This window comes from Ancylomarina sp. YFZ004 (assembly GCF_054254355.1).
On sequence record NZ_JBTCHQ010000019.1, the window covers coordinates 1 to 22,691 of the forward strand.

General features: G+C 37.4%; 22 protein-coding genes. 13 read left to right on the forward strand and 9 right to left on the reverse strand.

Annotated features, from left to right (window positions below; all coding sequences use genetic code 11):
- The first annotated feature begins 549 nt into the window (after nt 1–549).
- The 6 genes from ACXR6G_RS19390 to ACXR6G_RS19415 all read left to right on the forward strand — a co-directional run bounded on the left by ACXR6G_RS19390 (nt 550) and on the right by ACXR6G_RS19415 (nt 8,496).
- Complete coding sequence (locus ACXR6G_RS19390) at nt 550–1,761, forward strand: YjbH domain-containing protein (RefSeq protein ID WP_458363107.1); 1,212 nt, start codon at nt 550–552, stop codon at nt 1,759–1,761.
- Nucleotides 1,758–2,924, forward strand: a complete 1,167-nt coding sequence (locus ACXR6G_RS19395; protein WP_458363108.1) for a hypothetical protein — start codon at nt 1,758–1,760, stop codon at nt 2,922–2,924. The genes ACXR6G_RS19390 and ACXR6G_RS19395 overlap by 4 nt, the downstream gene beginning before the upstream one ends.
- A gap of 26 nt (nt 2,925–2,950) precedes the next feature.
- Entirely contained in the window at nt 2,951–3,652 is a 702-nt protein-coding gene (locus ACXR6G_RS19400; protein ID WP_458363109.1) for a hypothetical protein, read from the forward strand.
- A gap of 254 nt (nt 3,653–3,906) precedes the next feature.
- Complete coding sequence (locus tag ACXR6G_RS19405) at nt 3,907–4,701, forward strand: YjbH domain-containing protein (protein ID WP_458363110.1); 795 nt, start codon at nt 3,907–3,909, stop codon at nt 4,699–4,701.
- An 813-nt stretch (nt 4,702–5,514) separates the two neighbouring features.
- Nucleotides 5,515–7,665: a YccS family putative transporter gene (yccS, locus tag ACXR6G_RS19410; protein ID WP_458363111.1), complete on the forward strand. Its 2,151-nt coding sequence runs from the start codon at nt 5,515–5,517 to the stop codon at nt 7,663–7,665.
- Between the two features lie 285 nt (nt 7,666–7,950).
- Entirely contained in the window at nt 7,951–8,496 is a 546-nt protein-coding gene (locus tag ACXR6G_RS19415) for an REP-associated tyrosine transposase (protein ID WP_458363112.1), read from the forward strand.
- 221 nt (nt 8,497–8,717) lie between these two features.
- Here the strand turns inward: ACXR6G_RS19415 and ACXR6G_RS19420 are convergent, their stop codons facing one another.
- Both ACXR6G_RS19420 and ACXR6G_RS19425 read right to left on the reverse strand, forming a co-directional pair.
- Nucleotides 8,718–9,254: a hypothetical protein gene (locus ACXR6G_RS19420; protein WP_458363113.1), complete on the reverse strand. Its 537-nt coding sequence runs from the start codon at nt 9,252–9,254 to the stop codon at nt 8,718–8,720.
- Nucleotides 9,244–9,765: an RNA polymerase sigma factor gene (locus ACXR6G_RS19425; RefSeq protein ID WP_458363114.1), complete on the reverse strand. Its 522-nt coding sequence runs from the start codon at nt 9,763–9,765 to the stop codon at nt 9,244–9,246. The genes ACXR6G_RS19420 and ACXR6G_RS19425 overlap by 11 nt, the downstream gene beginning before the upstream one ends.
- A 140-nt stretch (nt 9,766–9,905) precedes the next feature.
- Here ACXR6G_RS19425 and ACXR6G_RS19430 point away from each other — a divergent pair, with 140 nt between their 5' ends.
- The 4 genes from ACXR6G_RS19430 (at nt 9,906) to ACXR6G_RS19445 (ending at nt 12,959) form a co-directional block, all read left to right on the forward strand.
- Nucleotides 9,906–10,448 carry a hypothetical protein gene (locus ACXR6G_RS19430; RefSeq protein ID WP_458363115.1) on the forward strand — a complete coding sequence of 181 codons (543 nt, stop codon included), beginning with the start codon at nt 9,906–9,908 and terminating at the stop codon, nt 10,446–10,448.
- 141 nt (nt 10,449–10,589) lie between these two features.
- Nucleotides 10,590–11,162: a sigma-70 family RNA polymerase sigma factor gene (locus ACXR6G_RS19435; RefSeq protein ID WP_458363116.1), complete on the forward strand. Its 573-nt coding sequence runs from the start codon at nt 10,590–10,592 to the stop codon at nt 11,160–11,162.
- 619 nt (nt 11,163–11,781) lie between these two features.
- Nucleotides 11,782–12,762 carry a permease gene (locus ACXR6G_RS19440; protein ID WP_458363117.1) on the forward strand — a complete coding sequence of 327 codons (981 nt, stop codon included), beginning with the start codon at nt 11,782–11,784 and terminating at the stop codon, nt 12,760–12,762.
- 32 nt (nt 12,763–12,794) lie between these two features.
- A complete protein-coding gene (locus tag ACXR6G_RS19445; RefSeq protein ID WP_458363118.1) occupies nt 12,795–12,959 on the forward strand; it encodes a hypothetical protein in 165 nt (54 codons plus the stop codon).
- A 361-nt stretch (nt 12,960–13,320) separates the two neighbouring features.
- Here the strand turns inward: ACXR6G_RS19445 and ACXR6G_RS19450 are convergent, their stop codons facing one another.
- Entirely contained in the window at nt 13,321–14,325 is a 1,005-nt protein-coding gene (locus ACXR6G_RS19450) for a TolB family protein (protein ID WP_458363119.1), read from the reverse strand.
- A gap of 266 nt (nt 14,326–14,591) precedes the next feature.
- Here ACXR6G_RS19450 and ACXR6G_RS19455 point away from each other — a divergent pair, with 266 nt between their 5' ends.
- The gene (locus ACXR6G_RS19455; protein WP_458363120.1) at nt 14,592–14,912 is read left to right on the forward strand and encodes a thioredoxin family protein; all 321 of its coding nucleotides are present in this window, start codon (nt 14,592–14,594) and stop codon (nt 14,910–14,912) included.
- Nucleotides 14,913–15,000: 88 nt separating this feature from the next.
- Here ACXR6G_RS19455 and ACXR6G_RS19460 read toward each other — a convergent pair whose 3' ends face one another.
- Nucleotides 15,001–16,596 (reverse strand): M56 family metallopeptidase, encoded by a 1,596-nt coding sequence (locus ACXR6G_RS19460; RefSeq protein WP_458363121.1) that lies wholly within the window; start codon nt 16,594–16,596, stop codon nt 15,001–15,003.
- Nucleotides 16,597–16,600: 4 nt separating this feature from the next.
- Nucleotides 16,601–16,987, reverse strand: coding sequence for a BlaI/MecI/CopY family transcriptional regulator (locus ACXR6G_RS19465; protein ID WP_458363122.1), 387 nt, complete (start codon nt 16,985–16,987; stop codon nt 16,601–16,603).
- A gap of 504 nt (nt 16,988–17,491) precedes the next feature.
- Here ACXR6G_RS19465 and ACXR6G_RS19470 point away from each other — a divergent pair.
- Together ACXR6G_RS19470 and ACXR6G_RS19475 are read left to right on the forward strand one after the other, a co-directional pair.
- Complete coding sequence (locus ACXR6G_RS19470) at nt 17,492–17,944, forward strand: FKBP-type peptidyl-prolyl cis-trans isomerase (protein ID WP_458363123.1); 453 nt, start codon at nt 17,492–17,494, stop codon at nt 17,942–17,944.
- 29 nt (nt 17,945–17,973) lie between these two features.
- Nucleotides 17,974–18,420, forward strand: a complete 447-nt coding sequence (locus ACXR6G_RS19475) for a hypothetical protein (protein WP_458363124.1) — start codon at nt 17,974–17,976, stop codon at nt 18,418–18,420.
- Nucleotides 18,421–18,972: 552 nt separating this feature from the next.
- Here ACXR6G_RS19475 and ACXR6G_RS19480 read toward each other — a convergent pair.
- The 4 genes from ACXR6G_RS19480 to ACXR6G_RS19495 all read right to left on the reverse strand — a co-directional run bounded on the left by ACXR6G_RS19480 (nt 18,973) and on the right by ACXR6G_RS19495 (nt 22,637).
- A complete protein-coding gene (locus ACXR6G_RS19480; protein WP_458363125.1) occupies nt 18,973–19,569 on the reverse strand; it encodes a thioredoxin family protein in 597 nt (198 codons plus the stop codon).
- A 154-nt stretch (nt 19,570–19,723) separates the two neighbouring features.
- The gene (locus ACXR6G_RS19485) at nt 19,724–20,218 is read right to left on the reverse strand and encodes a TlpA disulfide reductase family protein (protein WP_458363126.1); all 495 of its coding nucleotides are present in this window, start codon (nt 20,216–20,218) and stop codon (nt 19,724–19,726) included.
- 167 nt (nt 20,219–20,385) lie between these two features.
- Nucleotides 20,386–21,498, reverse strand: a complete 1,113-nt coding sequence (locus tag ACXR6G_RS19490) for an adenylate/guanylate cyclase domain-containing protein (RefSeq protein WP_458363127.1) — start codon at nt 21,496–21,498, stop codon at nt 20,386–20,388.
- A 248-nt stretch (nt 21,499–21,746) separates the two neighbouring features.
- Nucleotides 21,747–22,637: a DUF6268 family outer membrane beta-barrel protein gene (locus tag ACXR6G_RS19495; protein WP_458363128.1), complete on the reverse strand. Its 891-nt coding sequence runs from the start codon at nt 22,635–22,637 to the stop codon at nt 21,747–21,749.
- Nucleotides 22,638–22,691 lie beyond the last annotated feature (54 nt).

A 22,691-nucleotide genomic window follows, 5' to 3' on the forward strand; every position in this document is an offset into this window, starting at 1 on the left:
GAAAACCATCCACCCCTCCTTAAAAGGAATGAGGGGAAATAGTTTGTAGCAAGTCCAGTCCAATTAGAGCAAATGGATGGCTCATGCTAGGACCACATTTTACAGACTTTTTTACTTTTTCACTCTTCCACTTTTTTACTCTTTCTCTCCTCCCGTCCCGATGAATCGGGATTTATTTTTAAAATTATTAATTCATAATTCATAATTATTTTGTCCTTTCTACCCTTCACCTTGTCTCGAACATCATAATGATAGCTAAAGTATTAATTGGTGGATATGGATTATATCTTTATCTTAGATATAGGATACTATTTCAGGTGATATAGTAGTCATAAACAGATGGATATGTTTATTTAAATAGATTCCGCCTGTTCGTGTAGAAATTAATTAAGCATTTATAAATGCCCTTCTTCAGTGTTGTATGAGATCGGATAACAGGCTTGAGTGTGCTTTGTACCCAGGCTAAGTTATAAGAAAAAAGGAAAGGGATTAATGGCGTTTATCCGTAAACAAGTATTTGATCTTTTATTTTGAAACGATTTTTCTCCTATGAGAAACATATTGAAAAGCCTTTTTTTACTCATAGCCTTGGCGTTCTCTACGTCTGCTAAGGGGCAAGACTCAGATCAATTTTTGAGTTATCAATTATGTTTGTCTGGCTTTGAGAATGTCAATGTTTTATCTCAGAATGATAATTTACTTGTTGCCCTTGAAAATAATGTGTACCGATGGGATGTGGAGGCCATTGCTGTCGCTTTGGATACCCTTGTTGCCCATTCGGAGAAGCATATCGAAATATCGCTCTATCTGATGAATCATGGCATGCCTCAAATACAGATACAGGTGCCTGCCGCTAAGTGGTTGCTGTATCGAAAAGGAGATCTGCCCAAATCGGGGATGGTAGATGCCTTGCACATTAGTTACAAACTTGATAAGAACTATGACTTTTTAAAGAATAAGAACTCTTGGAATACCAATCTCAATAAGGTCGATTTTGTTCTTTATCCTCAACTTGCGGTTCAGAATACGAGCTTAAATCAGATATATGAAACACAGTTCAATCTGGCCCCAGCCATGGAGGTGGATCTTTGGAGGGGGATGCAGTTTACCGGTCAGCTTATTTTTCCACTGATCAATGATTTTGGACCCGAAGGCGATAAAATCCGTCCGGGTTTTGTTAGTCTGGCTCAGAATTTCAGAATGGGGAAGTCCTTTTTTGCCAGAGCTGTGCTGGGGCATTTTAATGCCAATCGTTACGGTGTAGATGCCAGTGTTTATCATCCCTTTTTTAATAATCGAGTGGAGTTGGAAACCAATATGGGGCTAACGGGATCATCACATTTTTTCGAAGGTCGCTGGATTAGGTCCAGCATCGATCAGTTGACTTGGTTTGTGAAAACACGTTATTTCGATACTATATTCAATTTGCAGGCCGCTCTGACTTATGGGAAGTACATTAATGGTGATTGTGGCCTGCGTGCTGATTTAAGCCGTCACTTTGGTCCTGTGTCCATCGGTTTTTTTGCTATGTATTCAGGAGGGAAATCCAATGGGGGTTTCCATTTTACCCTGCCTCTAATGTTTAAGAAACGAAAAAGAAAGAGGAGCTTTAGGCTGATTACTGCGCCCTACTTCGATTGGGAATACAATGCGGGTACAGAGTTCGTAAAGGGGCGTTATTACGAAACACGACCCAATGCGAACAGAACTGAGAATAATTACAATCCTATTTATATCAAAACTCAATTACTTAATTTATGAAAAAAAATCGAGTGTTTAGATTTATGTCTTTTGTCAGTGTGATATGTATCATAGGTAGCTTAGCTCTAATAAAGAGCTGTAAAAAAGACGTTGAACCCATTCAGTTTTATACACCAGAAGCAGTTCAAACCGCGGAAATTTTAGTGCTTAACTCTGAGACGAGAGTCTCTTTGTCGGATGTTGTAGCAAAACTGACCTATCCTGATGGATCTACCGAAAGTTTACTGGTTAGTTTTGGCGTACTTACTCTTGACGTCAAATCGCGTGACGATGGTGTGCTTACTGTTCTTATGGAAAGAGAAGGTTTTGTTTCTAAAACATGTACCATTACTATCGACCGAAGTGCTGTCGCTGAGGGATCGGACTGGAACTACTATACGACTGTACTTATGGCTGAAGTCAATGAGTCGGTAACAGTAGATCCTACAGTAGAGACAAACGTAGACGTGGAAGGATCCGATGCTGTTGTTGTTTTTCCTGCTGGTTGTGTGACAGAATCTGTTGAGATTAGCATTACCGAAACACCTGCTGCTGCCGAAATAGCTGCCGAAAGTAACGAAGTGGAATTGATTGATGGACATATTGCCTTGAAATCATTCAGCTTATTACCGGAAGGACAGACCTTTGAGATTCCTATCGAGATTACCTTTCCAATTCCGGGACAGACTGGTAAAAAAGGAACAAAAGGATCACTCAAAACTGTTTCTGACGACTATACAGCCCTTTTAGTATCCTCTATAACTAAGAGTGTTGTTACTATTGATTTAGATCAAAGTGATGGTATGTTTAAATTATTGTTAAAAAAAATCGGCCGTGTTGTTATTGTAAAGAAAGATAAATGGAAAAATGAGGGATTTACTTTATCACAACCTATCTTTTTTTCAGGGGTCTGTGATGAAGAACTTGTAGCGATTATATCTCAATCCTTTGATTCTTCAACAACACAAGCCGCCGATGATTTAAAGAAGCCTATTACGACTTCTTTTACTAAAAAGAAAAAAGTTAAGGCTCAATTGGGCTACTATAGAACTATAAGTGGACAATACACAATAAAGCATTTGAGAAATGTCACCAAGGGGTATACGATTGATATTCCAAAAACACCTGTAATTTGGGGTCCTAGAGGACGGCATAGATGTCATACAGGAGGATCGGGTAACTAATTAATGTCGACTTTAAAAACAAAAATATGATGTCAAAGAATTTTTTGATTGTTGTACTGTTTCTTTTAACAGTTGTGAGTTCACAGGTAAAGGCTCAGCACTCTTATAAGCCTTACGAAGAGTTTGATAGCGAAAATAAAGAAAAAGCTTCTGTTGTTCACAGTGTGAACCTTAGTGCAGGTTTATATAGTCCTAAAATGGATTATTGGAACGATACCTATCTGCCTGCTGCTGGCAGTCGTGAGGAGCTGGGGTCGAATATCGTTATTGGGGGAAATATAAGCTTTATTGTGGCTTCTGAATTCAGAGCCAGAGCAGGCGTTTCGTACTGGTCTGATAAAGCAGAAGAGCAGGGACTTGGTCTTAACGAACTTAAGGTTTCCTTTACCCGTTTCTCATTGGGTGCTTTTTATGCCCCTGAGTTGGTCGCTTTTGGAGAAGGCTTTCAGTTGTATGGTGGTTTAGAAGCTTTCTACTATGATATCAACAACACGCTTGATATGCAATCGGAAAACGACGTGATGACATCAGAAGACCTGAATGGTCACGATGTTTCCTTTGCTCCTGTTATTGGGATTGACAAAGTGTTTGGCGAGCATATTTTGATTGGAGCTGAATTCTCTTATATGATTGGGGAATATACCCAGGCTGAAATTGTGGACTCACAAACTCAAAAGGTTTCTATTGCAGGTCCTCAATTGAGTCTGTCAGTTGGTTATAAATTTTAATCGGATTAATGAGGGTGTCAATACATCTTTGGCACCCTCTTTTCTATATCTGGATTTGGTAAAGTGTGATACAGAAGTAGGCGATAACTGAAAAGCAAAAAGGATTCACATAATAATATAATTTTCATGACAAAACATATCTATATGTTAATTCTGAAAATGATGATATTCCAGATAATTCATTTACTTCCGGACAGTCTTCTTTTCAATTATTATCCATTAAATTTAAAAAGTATCCAAACAAATACCGTCCTGTGAAACAAAGCATTCAACTTCTACTTCTGATCTGTTTTCCCCTTTGGCTGAGTGCCCAGGCAACTTCAGGGAGTACAGGTTTACTGAATATACCTTCTGCTGAAATGCAGAGAGATGGAACTTTTATGTTTGGGTCAAACTATCTGCCAGAAAATATAACGCCGTCTGCTTTTTCATATAATACGGGGAATTACTTCCTGAATCTGACCTTTTTACCTTTTCTCGAGCTGACTTATCGCTGTACCCTATTTAAGATGGAAAACTCAGGGAGGTACACAAATCAGGATAGGTCTTTCACTTTCAGAGCTCAGCTATTAAAGGAGAAAAAATACCTGCCGGCTTTGCTTATTGGTGGTAATGATATTTTTAGTTCAAGTCCTGGAGAAAATGATATTTTAGATGCCTCACCTGGAAGCAAGAGTCGTTTTTATAGAACAGTTTATAGCGTAGCAAGTAAGAATTTTAATTGGAAAGGATATAATATTGGGCTTAGTCTTGGTTCAGGCTTGGGCGCTTATAATGGTGGTCAATTGGATGGTGTTTTTGGAGGAGTTTCAGTATCCCCCTCATTTATGAAGCAGTTCTCTCTCATTGCCGAATACGACAGTCAGAGTCTCAATGTTGGGGCATCTGTTTTGCTCTTTAAACACCTTTACCTGCATGCCTTTGCCAATGATCTCAAGCATTTTGTGGGCGGTTTTGCCTATAAAATCTATCTAAAAGGGAATAAGCTTAGAGTTAATAAGGGTATGGGATATAGGATAAGGGAAACAAGGATAAAGGGTAAAGGGTAAAGGGTAAAGGAAGGAAAGTTTAGAAAAGATGGATGTATTTTTTCTTTTCATCATTGATTAATTTTAGATCAACCTTACGGGATCGACTATTTGACCTTTTGACTTTTAAGACTTTATCACCCTTTATCACGCTTGAGGCGGACTTCGTTTACTTACAGTGAGCTCGCAAGCTCGGTACACTCAGACCTTTCGACTTTTCAGTGAAGCCTAGATAAACAGGTAGGGTCTATATCGAATAAAAAAAAATGAAGCAGTGAGGCATGGGCCTTGCTGCTTCATTTGTGCCGAAGAAATGATCAACAATGAATGTCCCGATAGTTAGCGGGAATTAATTTGCAATGAGTGATTAGAAATTTATGAAATAAAAGAAAGAAGACTGATATCAGACGCTGATTTGAATATGATTCTGTATGATCAAAGATGATCTTCAATTTATTCAAGTTTTAATTGAAAAGGCTTTTCGGTCAACTGAGCCAAGCGAATTCGATTAGTCCCGTAGAAATAATCTAGAACAATTAGTTTCTTATTTTATAATTATAGATACCTATTAGGATACCTTATTTGTATAATGTGCTTATATTCAGCATTGCTATATCTCATCTCGATCCCCTGCAGCTCCACCAGAACATCGCTTTAAATAGCTAACATAAATGCCCAACTCTTCAAGGTTTGGGCATTTTTATGAACTTATTTTCTCAAGCAGAAAGCTGGCTTTCACACTCAGTTTCATAAGGCTAATTCTAATTCGACCTTCCAATGTATTCAATTTGTTCTGCTACCTTTAAAGCTTAATTAAGATTTAATTGTCTGAAAATGGGTGTGGAGAGAAAAAGGAAATTGAAAGCCAGGGGATTGCAGGAGTTTTGGGTGAGCACTTTTTGGCGCTATCCCAATCGCTTGTTTGCATTAAAAGGCGCCATTGCCGTGGCTGTTTTGGTGGTTCCCTTTGTTGCCCTTAATCTTACATTTATCGGTGTCACACTAGCCTTGGGCGCTTTGGCTGGTGCCTTATCCGAAACCGATGATCATCCTAAGGGGAGAATAAAAGCATTAATCCTCACGCTAATCAGCTTTGCCATATCAAGTGCATCTGTCGAATTATTACGTCCTTTCCCCATTTTATTTGGTGTGGGATTAGTAGGTTCTACACTCACTTTTATCATATTGGGAGGACTTGGCGAACGCTATAGAGGCGTTACATTTGGAGCCTTGTTGGTGGCCATTTACACCATGCTGGGAGGAGATCCTAATATTCAGTGGTATTGGCAACCTCTTTTATTACCAGCTGGAGCCTTGTGTTATGGCGTCCTTTCATTATCATTGCTAGCCTATCGTCCCTGGCGTTTGTTGGAGGAACAGTTGGCTCAGGGATTTGAGGATTTATCCTTATACATGAAAAAGAAATCGGAACTTTTCCCTAGCGAAGCAAAGGTTCAGGAAAAATTGATTAACCGATTATCTCTTCAAAATATACAAGTGGTTAACTCTCTTGAACGTTGTAAAAATGTATTGAATTCCTATGCTGATGCTCTGGACGATCAGACTTTGCTTCGCCCATACTTGCATCAGTTTTTGTTGTTGCAGAGTCTTCACGAAAGAGCGGCTTCGAGTCACGAGCGCTACGATTTATTGAGTAAGGACACTGATAATCATGAAATGTTGGAAGGATTGGGACAACTCCTCTTACAATTATCACAAGCCTGTCATCAACTTTCGAAAAGTATGCTGACGGGAACTAGTTATCAGCATCCGGTTGCTCTAAAATGGACCATTTCAGCCTTAAATGATCAAATTAAGAGGCAACTCTCCAAGCATGAGACGAATAACTTATCTCTATTGTTGAAAAATCTGACTCAGTCACATATTTCCCTACAGAACCTGAATTTTAATGTTGAAACTGGCTTGCTTCCACGTGTGGACAGAGATAGCCGATCGCTATGGGAACGTTTTACCGAACAATTGAATTGGAATCATCCTCGTTTGCGCTATGCAATTCGACTGAGTGCTTGTTTTTTAATTGCTTATGTGCTGATGCTTGGCTTTAATATTGAAAAAGGAGAATGGATTTTACTGACCAGTTTGTTTGTGTGTCAGCCCAGTTATAGTGAAACTCGCCGACGATTATTCCAAAGGGTATTAGGAACCTTAACGGGCGTGCTTGCAGGTGTGCTTATTGTTCAGCTACTACCAACCATGGCGGGGCAAACCCTTTTGATGCTTGTTGCGACCTATGCCTTTTTCGTTTGGTTGCGTAAAAACTATGCAGTCTCGGTAGTTTTCGTTACCATCTTTGTTATCGCTGCTTTTAATGTGACTGCGGGTAAGGGCCTAATCATTTTGGGGCCTCGCATTATGGACACCATCATAGGTGCCGTATTGGCCATTGCAGCTGTTCGTTTTTTATGGCCCGATTGGCAACAGAAACGCCTGCCTGGCTTGTTGACAACAGCTCTGGAAAAAAACAGAATCTACTTTAGTTCTATTTTATCAGAATATCAGGAGCACCAAACGGATGATTTGAATTATCGAATTGCCAGGCATAAGGCGCATTTAGCGGATAATGCTTTAGTTTTGGCTTGGAAGAGTATGAAGTTGGAACCTAAAAAGCAACAGAAATTTCAGAAACATGCTTTCTCCTTAACCTATCTCAATCATGCTCTATTGTCTTACCTATCTGCTTTAGGGGCTCATAAAAATACGGCTAAGTATATCAGCAAGGAACAGCAGGATATGTTTCTGCAAATTGAAAAGGTATTGGCCAGAGCGGTAACAGCATTACACGAAAACGAGCCTTGTGATCCATCCATTGGTCTTCACAGTTTTCTGGATGAATTGTCGACTTTACTCACCTCTTGCGAAAAAGGAGTAGAGCGCCAAAAACTCGTTTTAATCTACAATATTGCTGAGGTGAGCGAACAGTTGCTTCGTGAGGCAAGCCAAATTGCTAAAGAAACCAAAGCTTAATACTTATTTTCGTGAATTGGAAAAACAAAAATGCCCTCTCATTACGAGAGGGCATTTGTATTATACTTGATCTATTTCTTGCTAGTGCGAGCTTGTTCCCGATAGATATCGGGATCTGTATTCTGAATAGGCAGAAATTAAAACACAGTACAAGCCACTTAGAGCAATGTGACAGACTATTTTAGAAAACGGTCATAATAGTAAACTTAAAATCTTTGTTTGTAGAATTAAACAAATACTTTATAATTGCCAGATATTATTTAACTTAGGTTAAATTTTAAGGTTTTGAGTCGGAAATATAAGTTCCATAACAAAGAAGGTCTGTACTTCATTAGTTTTGCTACTGTCTATTGGATTGATGTGTTTGTTCGTGAGCCATATTTTGCTGCTCTAGCAAAGAGTTTACAATATTGTTGTACTCACAAGGGAATGGTCATATATGCTTACTGCATTATGCCTAGTCATATCCACTTGATATTTAACGATCAAAATTCTGATCCAGGTAAAATTATTAAAGAGTTTAAAAGCTACTCATCAAAGCAAATTCAAAGGATGATTGAAGAAAATCCACAGGAAAGTAGAAGAGAGTGGATGCTTTGGATGATGGAGCGTGCTGGTAAAATGAATAGCAATGTGAAACATCGGCAATTTTGGCAACAAAACAACCAACCTATTGAATTGTGGAGTAATAAAGTCATATCTCAAAAGCTAAACTACATTCATAATAATCCGGTTGAAGCAGGTTTTGTAGAACAAGCAATTCATTGGAAATACAGCAGCGCAAAAAAATATGCTGGAGAAGCTGGGCAGATTTCTGTTGAAATTTTGTAGCCTTTTTTGACTGCATTCGCAGAGCACGAGCTACAAGCTCGCGCTAGCACGCCAAAAACTTGTTTTAATCTACAATATTGCTGAGGTAAGCGAGCAGTTGCTACGAGAAGCGAGCCAAATTGCTAAAGAAACTAAAGCTTAATATTTGTTTTCGTGAACTTGTAAACAAAAATGCTCTTTCACTAAGAGAGGGCATTTGTTTTATAGCGTGAGTTCTTCTTTTATTCACCTTCAATTTCGGCAATAAGTCTAAGTGCATTATCCCGCAGGGGTTTGTGTTTGATAAACCAAATTATTGTTCCAATGAGTAATCCTACTAACATTGATCCTAAAAAGATAATCTGAATTGTCATGATATGATTTTTCGCAAAGGAATTAATACTAAAGCCTGCATCCATGAAAATTATAGCAAGTATTACCCATAAACCTTTTAATTGAAAAGGGCGATATCGCTTTTCCGCATTCTTCAACATCATAAGAGTTGGTAAAGAGTAATCGGTATTTTTGAAATCTTTCTGATAGTTGCCTGCAATTAATGCAAATATTATAAAAGAAATAATGAAGCAAAGGCCAGCAAACAGATTATTGATTTCTTTAGTTATTAAGAATATTCCAATGGCGAGCAGAATATAAATGGGAATGTAAATCCAATAGACAACTTTAAGAAGTTTGAATAGATTACCATATGTTTTATCCTCTTTTTGGAGTTTACCTACCAACTGATCGAGATTATCCGTAGTATTTCTTTTAAAGTTCATCTGTACCTCCTCTTGTCAGTTTGGTTTTGAGTTGTGCTTTAATTCTGTGGATTTTCACCTTTACATTAGGTTCATTAATACCAATGACATCAGCAATTTCTTTCATGCTGAGGCCTTCGAGCATAAGTGATATTAAGGCTTTGTCGATAACCGAAAGCATATTCAGTTCGCTTTGCAGCAGATTAAACTGACTTTCTTCTTTTTGCTTGTCTTCCAAACCTTCATCGTCGAGAATGGAGGAAAGGTTCTGCGTATCGGTGCTTACGATCAGTTTCATTTGCTTGTAGGTTTTACCCGTAAAGCTTAGCGAGGTATTTACCGCAACACGATAAATCCAGGTGCTGATAGCCGAATCGCCTCTGAAATTGTCCAGACTCTTCCAGATATTTACCAGCACCTCCTGATACATATCTTTTTGATCCTCCGTATTCGAATTGTAGTAGCGGCATATCCTATGTATGCGCTCGCTATTCTCCGATAGTATCTGATTAAATTGATCTTCCTTTTTCAATGCTTCAAATTTGATTACACTTATTTAGTAAGAGAAATTAAAGATAGTTACATTTTAATTTCAATTTTCTTTAATGATGTTGCATCTTTTCGATTGTCTCTCCGACTTATTAAATATGTATTCAAATAAATTAGTAATAAATGAAAAAAGAGAAATCAACTTTAGCCGGAGTAGGAGCTGCATTATTGGCCGTATTAGGTAGCGTGACATGTTGTGGGGCGCCAATATTAGCTGGCGTTTTGGCTTCAGTCGGAATAGGAGCCAGTCAGTTAAGTTTTCTACATGCCATACAACCTTATCTTATTGCAGTGGCTTTAATTTCATTAGCTATAGGATTTTATCGCCTGTATTTTAAAAAGAGCAATTCTTGTTGTGGAACAGACTCAAAAGAGGGAGCTCCAAATAAAAGAAAGTCAAAAGCTTTTCTTTGGATTGTATCTGTCTTAACTGTGGGTATGCTGATTTATACAAGTAATTTGAATAGGGAAAGTAATCAAAGAAATTATGATTCGAACTCAGAAGAGATTAAGGAATCTTGTTGTTCAAAACCTCAGGTTAAAACTACTTGTTGTCCTTCTAGTATAAATGAGACTTCAGCCGACGAAACGGTTAAAAATGAGAAAGCATCTACTGTCGAAAATCAATCAAGTTGTTGTGGGGCTTCAAGCGCGAAGAACAACTAATGCTTAATAATGAAAGGAACCTCCAGATCATTCAAGGTTTGGGGGTTTTAATGGTATATAGAATCTGGACTTTACGATTATACAGTTTGAAAAAACAGATTATATTCTCTAATTTGAGTCACATAACAAAGAAAGAAACTTATGCAGTGCGATATTCACAGTATTTATTTAAAGTACAGTACACACCTTTTGGCTTTTATTCGTCAACAGATAAAAGATGAATCAACTGCTAACGACGTTTTACAGGAAGTGTTTCTGAAAACTATGGAGTCTTGTATTCGAGATAAGGAGATTAGAAATCTAAAAAGCTGGATGTTTTACGTGGCCCGAAATACCATTATCGATTACTTCAGATTACAAAATAAGACTATACGGGAAGAAGAATACATTAATCTAAATCATTTAAACTCATCTGATTTTCAGCAGATTCTTTCTGAAGATGTAGCCGATTTGATTCATCTCTTGCCAGAAGAATATGCGCTGCCACTGCAATGGAGCGATATAGATGGCATACCTCAAAAAGAAATTGCTCAGAAGTTGGATATAAGTCTGCCAGGAGCGAAGTCGAGAATTCAACGTGCTCGTAAAAAACTGAGAGAGCAGTTTTTTGAATGTTGTGATATTGAATTCGATGCTCAAGGCAATATTGTATCATGTGAAATAAAGAGCCATTGTACACCTCTCCTCGAAAAAAGAGCTGATCGAAAAGATTAGGTTACAGGCCAATAGCGTCCTAAACGTTTTTGTTGATGTCGTGTATTTTAGTGATACCAATACATTTAAGATTAATAACAGAATGAAGGGGGTCTTTTTGTGCTCCTCGAAATATGGCATCTTTTTTTAATGTTTTTCGTTTTACGAAAGCTTTAGAGAGATCGGGAAGTTGAGAACTTTGTTCGAAAATCACCCGGCCGCACTTAAGCATGAGGCAAATAAGAAAGATATTAAAAAAGCAGCCTTGATTTTTTTTGCTTCGTTTTTTGGATCAAGCCAAAAAAGAAGTCTGGTTTATTCGCAAAGCTCATGAGTTCGCAAAAAGCTCGGTTGAGGCGAAGCGCCAATTTGTTAGAACAGAATTGGTTACAGGTCTATATTAAGGATATTATAGTTTTCTCCCAATAAAAAATAGCTCCTCTTGCATCTTTTGCACTCCCTCTTCGCCTTTACTATGAATTAAAATTCATAAACAGTTTATTAAAATGGCGAAGAATAAATCTATAATCTGCTTTAGACAGATATATGGAAGGAGTGGAAAGACCACTTGTTGTCCAGCTTAATAATTGACTAGAATCTAGAGTCAATTATTTTATTACATCATCAACAAGAAAAAATCATGCAAGAAAGTATCATATCAGGATTCAGAAATTTATTCTATCACTCATTGGGGTTGATACAAACCCCATTCTACGATGGTCTTACCAAGACCTTAGGGAATTTTGTGTTTATCACACTCGAACTCTTTGTTTTATTCATTGCCATTACGGCCATCATCGAATACATCATGATGCATGTGAATCAAAATAAACTTCAGAAATTATTCGCAGGTAAAGGCATAATTGGCAATATTGCTGCAGCCATATTTGGCTCTGTAACGCCATTCTGTGCTTGTTCTACAATACCAATGACTGTGGGCTTTTTAAATGCAAAAGTGCCATTCGGTTCAGTTATGTCATTCTTAATTTCATCGCCTCTGTTAAATCCGATTATTGTAGCCATGCTTGCTGCAACAGTAGGCGTTGCCAATGCAGCCATTTACTTTGCCTTTGCATTTACCTTATCGGTTTTATTTGGATACTTACTCAACAAATTTGGCTTTTCGAAGTATGTAAAGGCGGTTAAAGTATCAGGTGGAGCGCATACCATAAATAATGGTGTAGATACGAGAAGAGCTTTATCTATTGGTGCAAAAGCTAAACTTTCACTTAAGGCAGGTTGGGACTCTTTATTACCAATACTACCTTACCTTTTTGCAGGAGTTGCTGTAGGTGCAGCAATCTATGGCTATTTGCCAAAGGGCGAAACCATAGCACAATACGCTGGTGAAGGAAATATATTTGCTGTACCCATTGCCTCTGTGATCGGTATTCCTTTGTATATCCGTGCCGAAACGGCTATTCCAATTGCCATGTCTCTAATATCAAAAGGTGTCGGAATGGGAACAGCAATCGCATTAATTATTGGTGGGGCCGGAATGGCAATACCAGAAATGACCATGCTGGCTAAGATCTTCAAAAGGAAATTATTGATATCCTTTATTGGAGTCATCTTCCTGGTAGCCGTAATAACCGGTTATGCCTTCAACATTATCATGTAAACAGAAATTATAAATCATTAAAAATTAATGAAATGGGATTATTTGGGAAATCAAAGAAATCGAGCTGTTGTGCTGTACAATTCGAAGAGGTAAAAGAAGACAAAGACAAGAAGTCGAGCTGCTGCGATATTAAAATCGAAGAGCTTAAAGAAGATGATAAATATGAAAACTCAGATAGTGGCTGTTGTGGTGATTAATCTTTATCGTTGGAGTTTTAGTCTAAATTAATTAGAAGACGATTTGTTTAATTAAAAGTATGAAGCTTCATACTTTTAATTAAACAAATCGTTTTTTTTATATCGCGTTTATTGGTTATAAAGTTCAAACGCTGCTGCCGCACGATTCTATCGTGTGGTAATTAAAATAATTGCTGTATAAAACGAATTATAGATATTAATAAGAGAGATTTAAGAGGATTAAATATTTTAGAAAGGGTTCTTGTTGTGATGTAGAAACCACACGATAGAATCGTGCGGCAGCGGGTACTGCATTCGCAGAGCACGAGCTACAAGCTCGCGCTAGCGGGGGGAAATAGATTTGAGACAGCTATTTTTTAGCCTAAGGTCTTAAGTCCTCTATAATTTTAGCGTCTACCCAATAAATATCTGAATTCCCATTTTGAGGCATTTCGGAGAATTGATGTAGAAAGTCCACACTTAAAGTTTCTGGATGATTTTTCTTAGCCAGTGGCTTTGTTGCCATATAGAAGATATACTTCATATCAGGAGAAATATAGAATGACCAGCCTGTTCCCTTTGGCGTATTAATCTCAGAGCTTAATGCAAGAGGTTCCTGCCAAGTATCATCATCGTTTCTAAAAACAATATAGTAGTGCACGCCTCTGTAATCTTTTTCAACACCCACAGCAGGCACAACCACAAAGCTTTCGTCGGGAGAAACATAGGCATTAAAACGAGTCGTACCGCAATTAATCTGTGCTGGTAATTTCTCAGGGCTGCTATACTTGCCATCCACAAGGCGAGATCTGTAAATATTACTAACTCGTCCTTCCAGTTCGTTTCTGGTGAAGTAAAGCGTGCCATCTTTTGTTAGTGATGGGAAAAAATCTCCTCCTTCGTAATTTACGGGTGCACCAATATTATAAGGTTCTCCCCATGTGTCGTTCTTTCTGTCAACCACCCAAATATCTTCGGCTACAGGTTTGTCGCTTCCATCATTGGGTTGGTCCGATACGAAGAATAGTTTCTGACCATCGTAGCTTAAAGCAGGTTCTAAATATTTATAGCGCGAATCGCATGCGAAGGGTACAATTTCAGGACGTGTCCAACTGCCATTTACCAGTTTGGAACAAACGATTATGGCATATTGAAACTTAGCTGTGTGCAGGGTAAAATACATCTCTTTCCCATCAGGAGATATGGCAACATCTCGATTTGCCAATCCATTGGATATAATATTTGGTGCAAAAAGCTCAGGACTTAATCCAGGTAGCTTTTGTCCCATATAAGGACCTTTTAATTCAGGGAAAGTCTCCGAATTGTTTTGTGAGAATACGGAACTGAAAATTGTAAGCAAACTTAAAATGAGTCGTATCTTTTTCATATTGGTAGTAGCTTTTAGTCGGTTACAGTGGTTTGACTTGAAGTTTAAATTTAATAAAAGTTCTGACGCCATCTTAAGTTTTGCAAAATTCTCTCTTTTTAGAGGAATCCGATGAATCACCAACACATTCGTTTAAAATTTAGTTGTTATGAAATAGAAAGGAATAATTGTCAAGTCTTCGGGAATTTTAGCCAACTACTAAACTTTAGATTCTCTTCATCTTTGTATTGTTAGATAATTAAAGAATAAAATTAAAAACTTGAAATATGAGAACAATAGAAAGTGCCAAAGAATTAGAGAACTTATTGAAAGAAGACAAAGCAATCATGTTAGATTTTTATGCTGACACGTGTCCTCCTTGTCAGGCTTTAATGCCAACAGTGGAAAAATTGGCTGGTGAGTACGAAGGAAGAGTAGATATTCAAAAAGTGGATGTTCATAAATTCCCAGACTTGAGAACAAAGTATGGTATCGGAAGTATTCCAACCTTGCTTTTTATCAAAAAATCGGAAGTCCTTGAGAAGTCAATGGGCGTAATTCCAGAAGCTCAATTAAAAGAGAAATTGGAACGTTTAATTCAAGCATAGTATGGGGCTTGTTAAAAAAAATAAGTGCTGCTACTCCTTTTGAAAGGAGTAACAGCACTTATTTTGTTAGTCTTGTATCGAAGTTTGCTTAGAACTCTAATTCCAATGCAAAATCAACAGAAACTTTCTTTCCTCGTTGCGATCCTGGTTTCCAATTTTCCATTCCACTTGCAATTATTTTAGCAGCTTTCGCAACGATATCATTGCTTTTATCAAGAATTTGAATATTGCTTACTTTACCATTTGCATCAACAGTAAATCCTACGGTTGCTTTGCCATTTAAGTCTTTACCAAATTTATTCTGGAGCTTGCTTTTTTGTTTTTTTACATACTGCGATAAGCCGTAAAAGCCTTGCTTGTATTCTGGCATATCCTCAACAATAATAAAAACAGGTTTATCTGAGTTTTTGTCAAATTCAGGAGCAGGAACTGGTGGCGGTGGTGGTGGAACATCACCTGCATCCTTTAAATCTATAGAAATTCCAATCACTTCACGTTCCATAATGAAATCATGTTTCCATTCGGTAGGTGTTGTTGATTTTATTGAAATAGTGTTAACAACTGATTCATAACCTACATATGAAGCGATCAAGACAAATTCGCCTTCTTTAGGTAGTTCAATTTCATAAGTCCCATCTTTATCAGCAACAGTTCCCGTTGTAGTACCTCGAAGTATAACAGAAGCACCATGCATCAGGTTTCCTTTGTCATCTTTTACTGTACCCTTTATCTTAACAGGTGTGTTTTTAGCTGATAACTTAATATCATTTACTGCTATTTGTATTTCTTTATCTGTTTTAACGCTGTATTCGGGTTTAGCAAAAGCCATTAATAGAAGTGCCAATACAGGTACGCCCCATATCATTCGAAACAATTTACGTTTCGCTGTTTTTTCTTTTGTCATCATCTTAAATCGGGTTAGGCCGAGGGACGAACTAAAGTGATTGGCCAAACCAATTACTTGTGTCCCCATTAGCCGGTTAATTAATAATGCCTGATACCTGACAGGTGAGTGGCCCCGGGATAATACACCTTCGTCGGCCAGGTATTCATGGTTTTGTTTAATTGCTCGTTCAAAGAACCATATAAATGGATTGAACCAGAAAAAGACTGTTAACAGCTCTATAATGAACAGATCGATCCAATGACGCTCCTGAATGTGCACTTTTTCATGAGTTAATATGTCATATATTTCGTCCTGCTGAAAATATTCAGGATTGATTAATATGCGATTGAAAAACGAAAAGGGTGAATTGAATACCTTGTTTTCGTGAATCAAACAATCGTAAATTTTTTTAGGTTTCGATTTGCTAATAATCAGTATTGGTTTTCTGCATTGTATAAGCAAGCGTAGCAATACAATCGCAGCTCCAATGCTATAAATAATGAGCAAAACACCAAATAAGCCCATGCCATTTGAATTTTGAACATCGGTGGTCGTGTTTGCAATATCGCGATTAAAAACCCCATTGTATTCACTCAAAACGGGTGATGAAGGAGCTGGGATTAATACTTGATATTGAACAGGAACCGCTGCTAGTACGACTGAAATGATTAGGCTTATCAGTAGGAAAAGACGATTCGCAGTAAAGTGAGTAGATTGCCTTAAAAGCAGCCAGTACAGTGCATAGAATACAGCTATACTGATTGAAGCTCGAATTAATATATCTAATAATACTTCCATCTTTCTAAATTTTTTCTTGATCTTTCTTCATTTCCTTCTCTGCTTCTTTCAGAACTTTTTCCAAGTCGGAAATGTCCATATCGTTTTCTTGAGCAAAAAAGCTAGCCATTTTAGGGAACGATCCGCCAAAATAGTTTCCCAATAAAGAGCTAAACTGAAATTTGGTATACTCAGCTTTGCTTATGGCGGGCGTAAATAGTTTAGAGTTTCCAATTTTACGATGCGAAACAAAACCTTTTTTTTCTAATACGATCAAAACGGTTGCTATAGTCGTATAGGCAGGCTTAGTTCCTTCAAATTGTGCCAATATATCCTTAACAATAGCTTCGCGCAATTTCCAGATAATTTGCATGATTTGTTCTTCTGCTTTTGTCAATGATTTTACGTCCATAGTGTTTTCGATTATTAATTTATACTCCAAATGTAATCGATTATTTTTAAATCATACTATGTTTATAGTAATTAATACTATAAATATAGTAATAGTTACTAGTTATATAGTATGGTTATTGCTCGAAAGTCACCAATAGTCACAGGTATAGTCTTTTACCCTTGTGTTTTTGTAAGAGCAAATCGTTTAAACCTGCCAGTCCCGATACTTCGGGATGCAACTGACAGCGTTTATTGCTTAGAAAGTTCAAACGCTGCTGCCGCACGATTCTATCGTGTGGTAATTAAAAGAATTGCTGTAGAAAACGAATTATATATATTAATAAGAGAGATTTAAGAGAATTAAATATTATAAAAAGGATATGTAGGATGTAGAAACCACACGATAGAATCGTGCGGCAGCGGGACTGCATTCACAGAGCACGAGCTAGCGGAGCAATGACATGAACGATAGCCAACATGCCCACATTTTACTATATTTGCTTTTCAATAAAAACTGATAAAAATGAAGTATAGCTTATTAGCCATCGTATGTGCCTTTTTAGTTTCATGTTCAAGCGGGCCAGCAAAAGATTACTCGACTATAAATGAGAAACAGATTACAGATTATATAAAAACCAATAAACTGGAAGCAATAAAGTGTGAGTCGGGCTTGTATTATACCGTCGATGAGGCAGGAGAGGGCGTTCAACCTACAAGTGCATCAACTGTTCAGGTAGCCTATATTGGATCTTATTTAAATGGAGAAGTTTTCGACGAGAGTAGTGAGAGAGGTATTTCATTTCCATTGAAAAGAGTTATAAAAGGATGGACCGAAGGAATCACTTATTTTAAAGAAGGCGGAAAAGGAACACTTTTGGTTCCTGCTCATTTAGGCTATGGAAATTATGATACAAGAAGTATTCCAGGTGGTTCTGTCTTGATTTTCGATATTCATTTGATATCTGTAAAGAAGTAATAAACGATACGAAACAAAACGAAGAAAGTATGCAAATTCTCGAAGCCAATCAAGTTATAGAGAGGGTGTCTCATTACATCGATTTAAGTGTTATTCCTTTTGGAAAGGATAAACGTTCGGTAGTTCGTGTTGATATCCGCCAGCCAATGTATGGTGGTAATGGCATTGTTTACCTTTTGCAAATGTTCGATGTGGATGAGTTGATCAATAACCGGATTGGTTGTTTCATGGTCTTTTTTAACAAGCACGATCAGGCTGGATTTCACGATCATGGACCAAGAGGCGAAGAGGAGCTTTATGTGGTGATGCATGGCGAAGGCGAGTATGCCGATAAAGCCGGTGCTGATGGCCAAGTAAGAACCCACAAAATAACTAAAGGAAACATCACGGCAGTCAGCAAAGATGGCTTTCACTCGGTGCAGAATACGACCGACGAACCTCTCATTGTTTTTGTGATTACGACCAACGAGGCATAGAGCAAAAGCTTTAATAAAATACAGAAAGGAACCCGAAACGGTTCCTTTTTTTTTGTTTAAACGTATTTAATAAACGAGACCTGACAGGTCTGTGGTCATATTAAACCTGTCAGCCTGCTTGCAGCTGACAGCGTTTTTTGCTTATAAAGTTGAAACGCTTTTGCCGCACGATTCTATCGTGTGTTAATTTAAAGAATTGCTGTAGAAAACGAATTATAAATATTAATAAGAGAGAGTTAAGAGAATTAAATATTTTAAAAAGGGTATGTGGGATGTAGAAACCACACGATAGATTGACTTCGTCGAACTTCGTTTCGTGCGGCAGCGGGACTGCATTCGCAGAGCACGAGCTACAAGTTCGCCCTAGCGGGGATCGTCTCGTTTGCAGCTTACGAGGGCTCCATTCTCTCGGGATCGTCTCATTTGCAGCTTGCGAGAGCTCCATTCTCTTGGGATGTTCTATTCAATTAAGATCTTATGTGATTAAAAAAAGCCAAACTCATAGAGTCTGGCTTATCTTATCCGTAAAGATTTATACTTTATTTTTATTAATTATTTCGATTTAATACTGCAACCAATAGCTTTCGTATTGGTAACCGCCAGCTTTTTATTTTTGAGTAAGGCATCAACCGCATCAGCAATATAATGCTTTGTTGCTTGCGATGCATCTTTGTAATTGTTGTCGATAGCCCCAATATATTCTACGGTATGTTTCGCATCTTTTGTGCTGAGAATAAAAACGTGAGGGGTTTTTGTTGCACCAAATCGTCTATACACGTCTTGCTTTTCATCAAGCAAATAAGGGAAGGTGAAACCTTTTTTGTTTGATCGTTTAATCATGTTATCGAACGAGTCGCTCTCAAATATTTCAGGGTCGTTGGGGTTGATGGCAATCACAGGAAAACCTTTCGCTTTGTATTTTTTATCAAGCTCTATAATTCGATCCTCATAGGCCACCGAATAAGGACAATGGTTGCAAGTGAATATCACAATAAAGCCTTTAGCATTCTTATAATCGGAAAGAGAGACATACTTCCCATCTACATTTTTCAGTTTAAAATCTGCTGCCTTGTCGCCAACCTGATAAGATTGTGCGCTTAGGCCAATTGTGGCCAATATGAATAGGCCCAGAATGATTATTTTCTTCATAATGCTCAATTTTAATTTGTTTGTGCTTAGTGTAAATAATATAGTTTAGACACAGATTTTAATGATCTATTATGATTTTGTGCGAGACTTAAATAGTTGTTTTTTTTATCATGAAAAATCATATTTAATCAGCGTCTGAAATCTTGTCTGATTTTTAATTTGATTGATGATTCATTTTATCGATTGACTCAGCTAGTTCTTCGTATGTAACTTGGCGAGTGAAAACTTCTCTCTGTTCTTTCTTGTAAATGACTGTGGCAGGAAGTGCGCCATCCCATTTTTCGGCTATCTTATTTATCCAGCTATCGGCATCGGGATCGTCCAGAATTAGGACATTGGAATTGATCTTTTTACGCTTAATAAAATTGTTTAATCGATCTTCTACATTATTGCCAAAATCGAGACTCACTAAAATGACCTTTACTTTTTTATCGCTATAGTTTTTACGAATAGCTTCGAAGTGTGGGAGTTCCTCAACGCAAGGTTTACACCACATGGCCCAAAAGTTAATCACGTAGGTGGTATCGTTTTGATAATGGAAAATGGGCTCAAGCTCATCGAAATTGTAAGTCTTAATTTCTTGTGCAGACCCAGGTTTAGTCATCAAAAGAAGTCCGATAAATAGGAATAGTTGTATGCTGAATCTCATTCTAGTATATATAAAGATATTGAAGTCTTAAATATACGGCAATTGAATGATAATGAGAAGTAAAGTTTGTTATTGAGCTGTTAAAACTTGAGAAATGTGTCTTGATAAAAGGAGAGACTAGAATGGGGTATCCAATGAAATGAGTTGTGGATTATATATCTATTACTTTATGAATTGTTCTCTAAGCTAAACTGATCGATACTAAAGAGCTTCACTTTTTCCTTTTTGCCTTTAAGTTGAATGTTCTCCAATTCGATGAAATCAGCTTGATTGGTTTTTAGGATATCCTTCACCACTTTTTCAGAAAGTAGAATGTCGCGTTCGAAACTATTGCATTGGCCTTGTATGCGAGCCGCCGTGTTAATGGCATCACCATGGTAGGCTATAGATCGTTTTAGATAGCCAACTTCGGCCACCATTATTTCCCCGCCATGTATCCCTGCTTTAAATTCGGGTACAAAGCCATAGGTTTCATGATAATAATTCGAGCGAGCCTTGAGTATGGATTTGAAATGGAAAAAGAAGCGAACGCAATCGGCCTGTTCAATGCCATTTTCGTATTTCCAACTGAGTACGGCTTCGTCTCCTACGTATTGATATATTTTGGCATTACAAGCTGAAACGGCAGGAGTGAGATCCGAAAAGCAATCTTGAATCAGTTCGCTGTATTTTCGATGTCCCAATAATTCGGCATAGGTGGTCGACGATTTTAAATCGATAAAAAGAAAGAGTAAGCTATCTTCTTTGGGCTGGCGGTACTTACCCATAATCAGATTCCATAAAACCCCTTCGCCCAGTTTTTTGTTGATAATTTTAACCAGAAAAATGCAGACACTTAAGATGTAGGTGTAAACCAGAATGCTTAGCAGGTTTCTCGATAGAAAAAAATCTGCAATTCGTTCAAAGTTATTCCTATTTACTGTTTCAGAGAAAATGAATACTGATAGTATGGCTATAATGGTGAGAACTGTGAAAACAAGAATGATGTGCACCACCGAGTAGGTGACGATGATATAACCATATGATTTTGATCGGAGTCGATCGGTGTTGCGTTGAATGTAAAGATTGATAAAACCAAAGAGTGTACCCAAAACCAGACTGCTGAAAAGTAGATTGAAACCCTTTATTTTTTGAAGAAGAAGATCTCTTGGAATTTGAATATCGCTGTCTATCTCGATGAGTTGAAGGAAAGTAAAGAAATGGAAACCTATAATCCACACCAAATCGATGATTAAAAAATCCTTGATGATTTTCTTATTTTGGGAACTGATTCTAATCATTCTTTACTTTTGAAATACGGGCTAGCGTGCGAGATGGATCGGGTAAACTAAATACAAACTTACATTTTATGATTGAACTGATGGGCTGTTTAAACACAAAATTTCACATAAAGCATTCAAAGATTTACGCTAATCCCGAAAATTTTCGGGACGCAAAAGTATATGGCTTGATTACTTTGTCTTTGCGTTCTTGTAATTTTTCTCTGCGTGCTTTGCGTGAAATTTAAATGACATATATGAATAGCTTCTTAAAATGAAATTGAAAGCCCAATGTTGGTATAAAAATTATTATCCAATTTAAAATCCTGAAGCACTTTACTTCCATCATTAAATTCGAATTTACGAGAGAAAGTGTAACCACCTGCCACTTTAAGGCTGATGTGCTTGTTAAATCTCTTTTTCACATCCAATCCCCAACCGAAATTTGATAACCTGATATTGTCGATAGGTGTTGTTTTATTCTGGTAAGTTAAATTGTCGCCCAATGTTAGATTATCTCCAGTAATAAAGAGTTTGCTACCAAAAGATAATTTCTCATTCGCCTTATAAGTAACGCCTGTATTAGGGAATCCTAATTCGTATTTGAATTTCTTACTAGGACTCCAAGTCAAACTGAAATAGGGTAGTGGTGTTGGGCTACCCAATGTGTTTGAATACATGGCACCAATATTTAAATAAAGACTTTTCGATTGGTTGATTGCTTTGCCAAAGAAAACGATTCCTAAATATTGCAGATCGCTAAATTGGACATTCCCCTCAAAATTTGAAGCCAGCGTAGGCGAGAAAATAGCCGTTAATCTCCATTTGTTCTTCAGTGGAATACTTGCTCCAATAGAATAACTAAAGGAATGAAAGTGTTCCAACTCTGTTGCAATATTTAAGGCATCAGAATAATTAATATTGATGTTGGCATAAGAGACTGTATGAAAATACAGAGATCTATTTTTTGTTACTTTTCGGTAAGCAGTCCCTTTGGCTATGAACTTATTAAAAGATATGGCATTTGATTCATCAGCGTCTCCACTTCCAATATATGAATAATCAAGAGCCAAATCTTCTTTCTCCATTTGTGCTTGTGCACTCGAAATCACAAAGGCAAAGATTATTGCCAATGTTAGCTTAAGCGTATTTTTAGTCATTTGTTTGTGTTGTTGAGGTAGCTTAGAATTCAGCTACCTCATTTTTATTAGTGG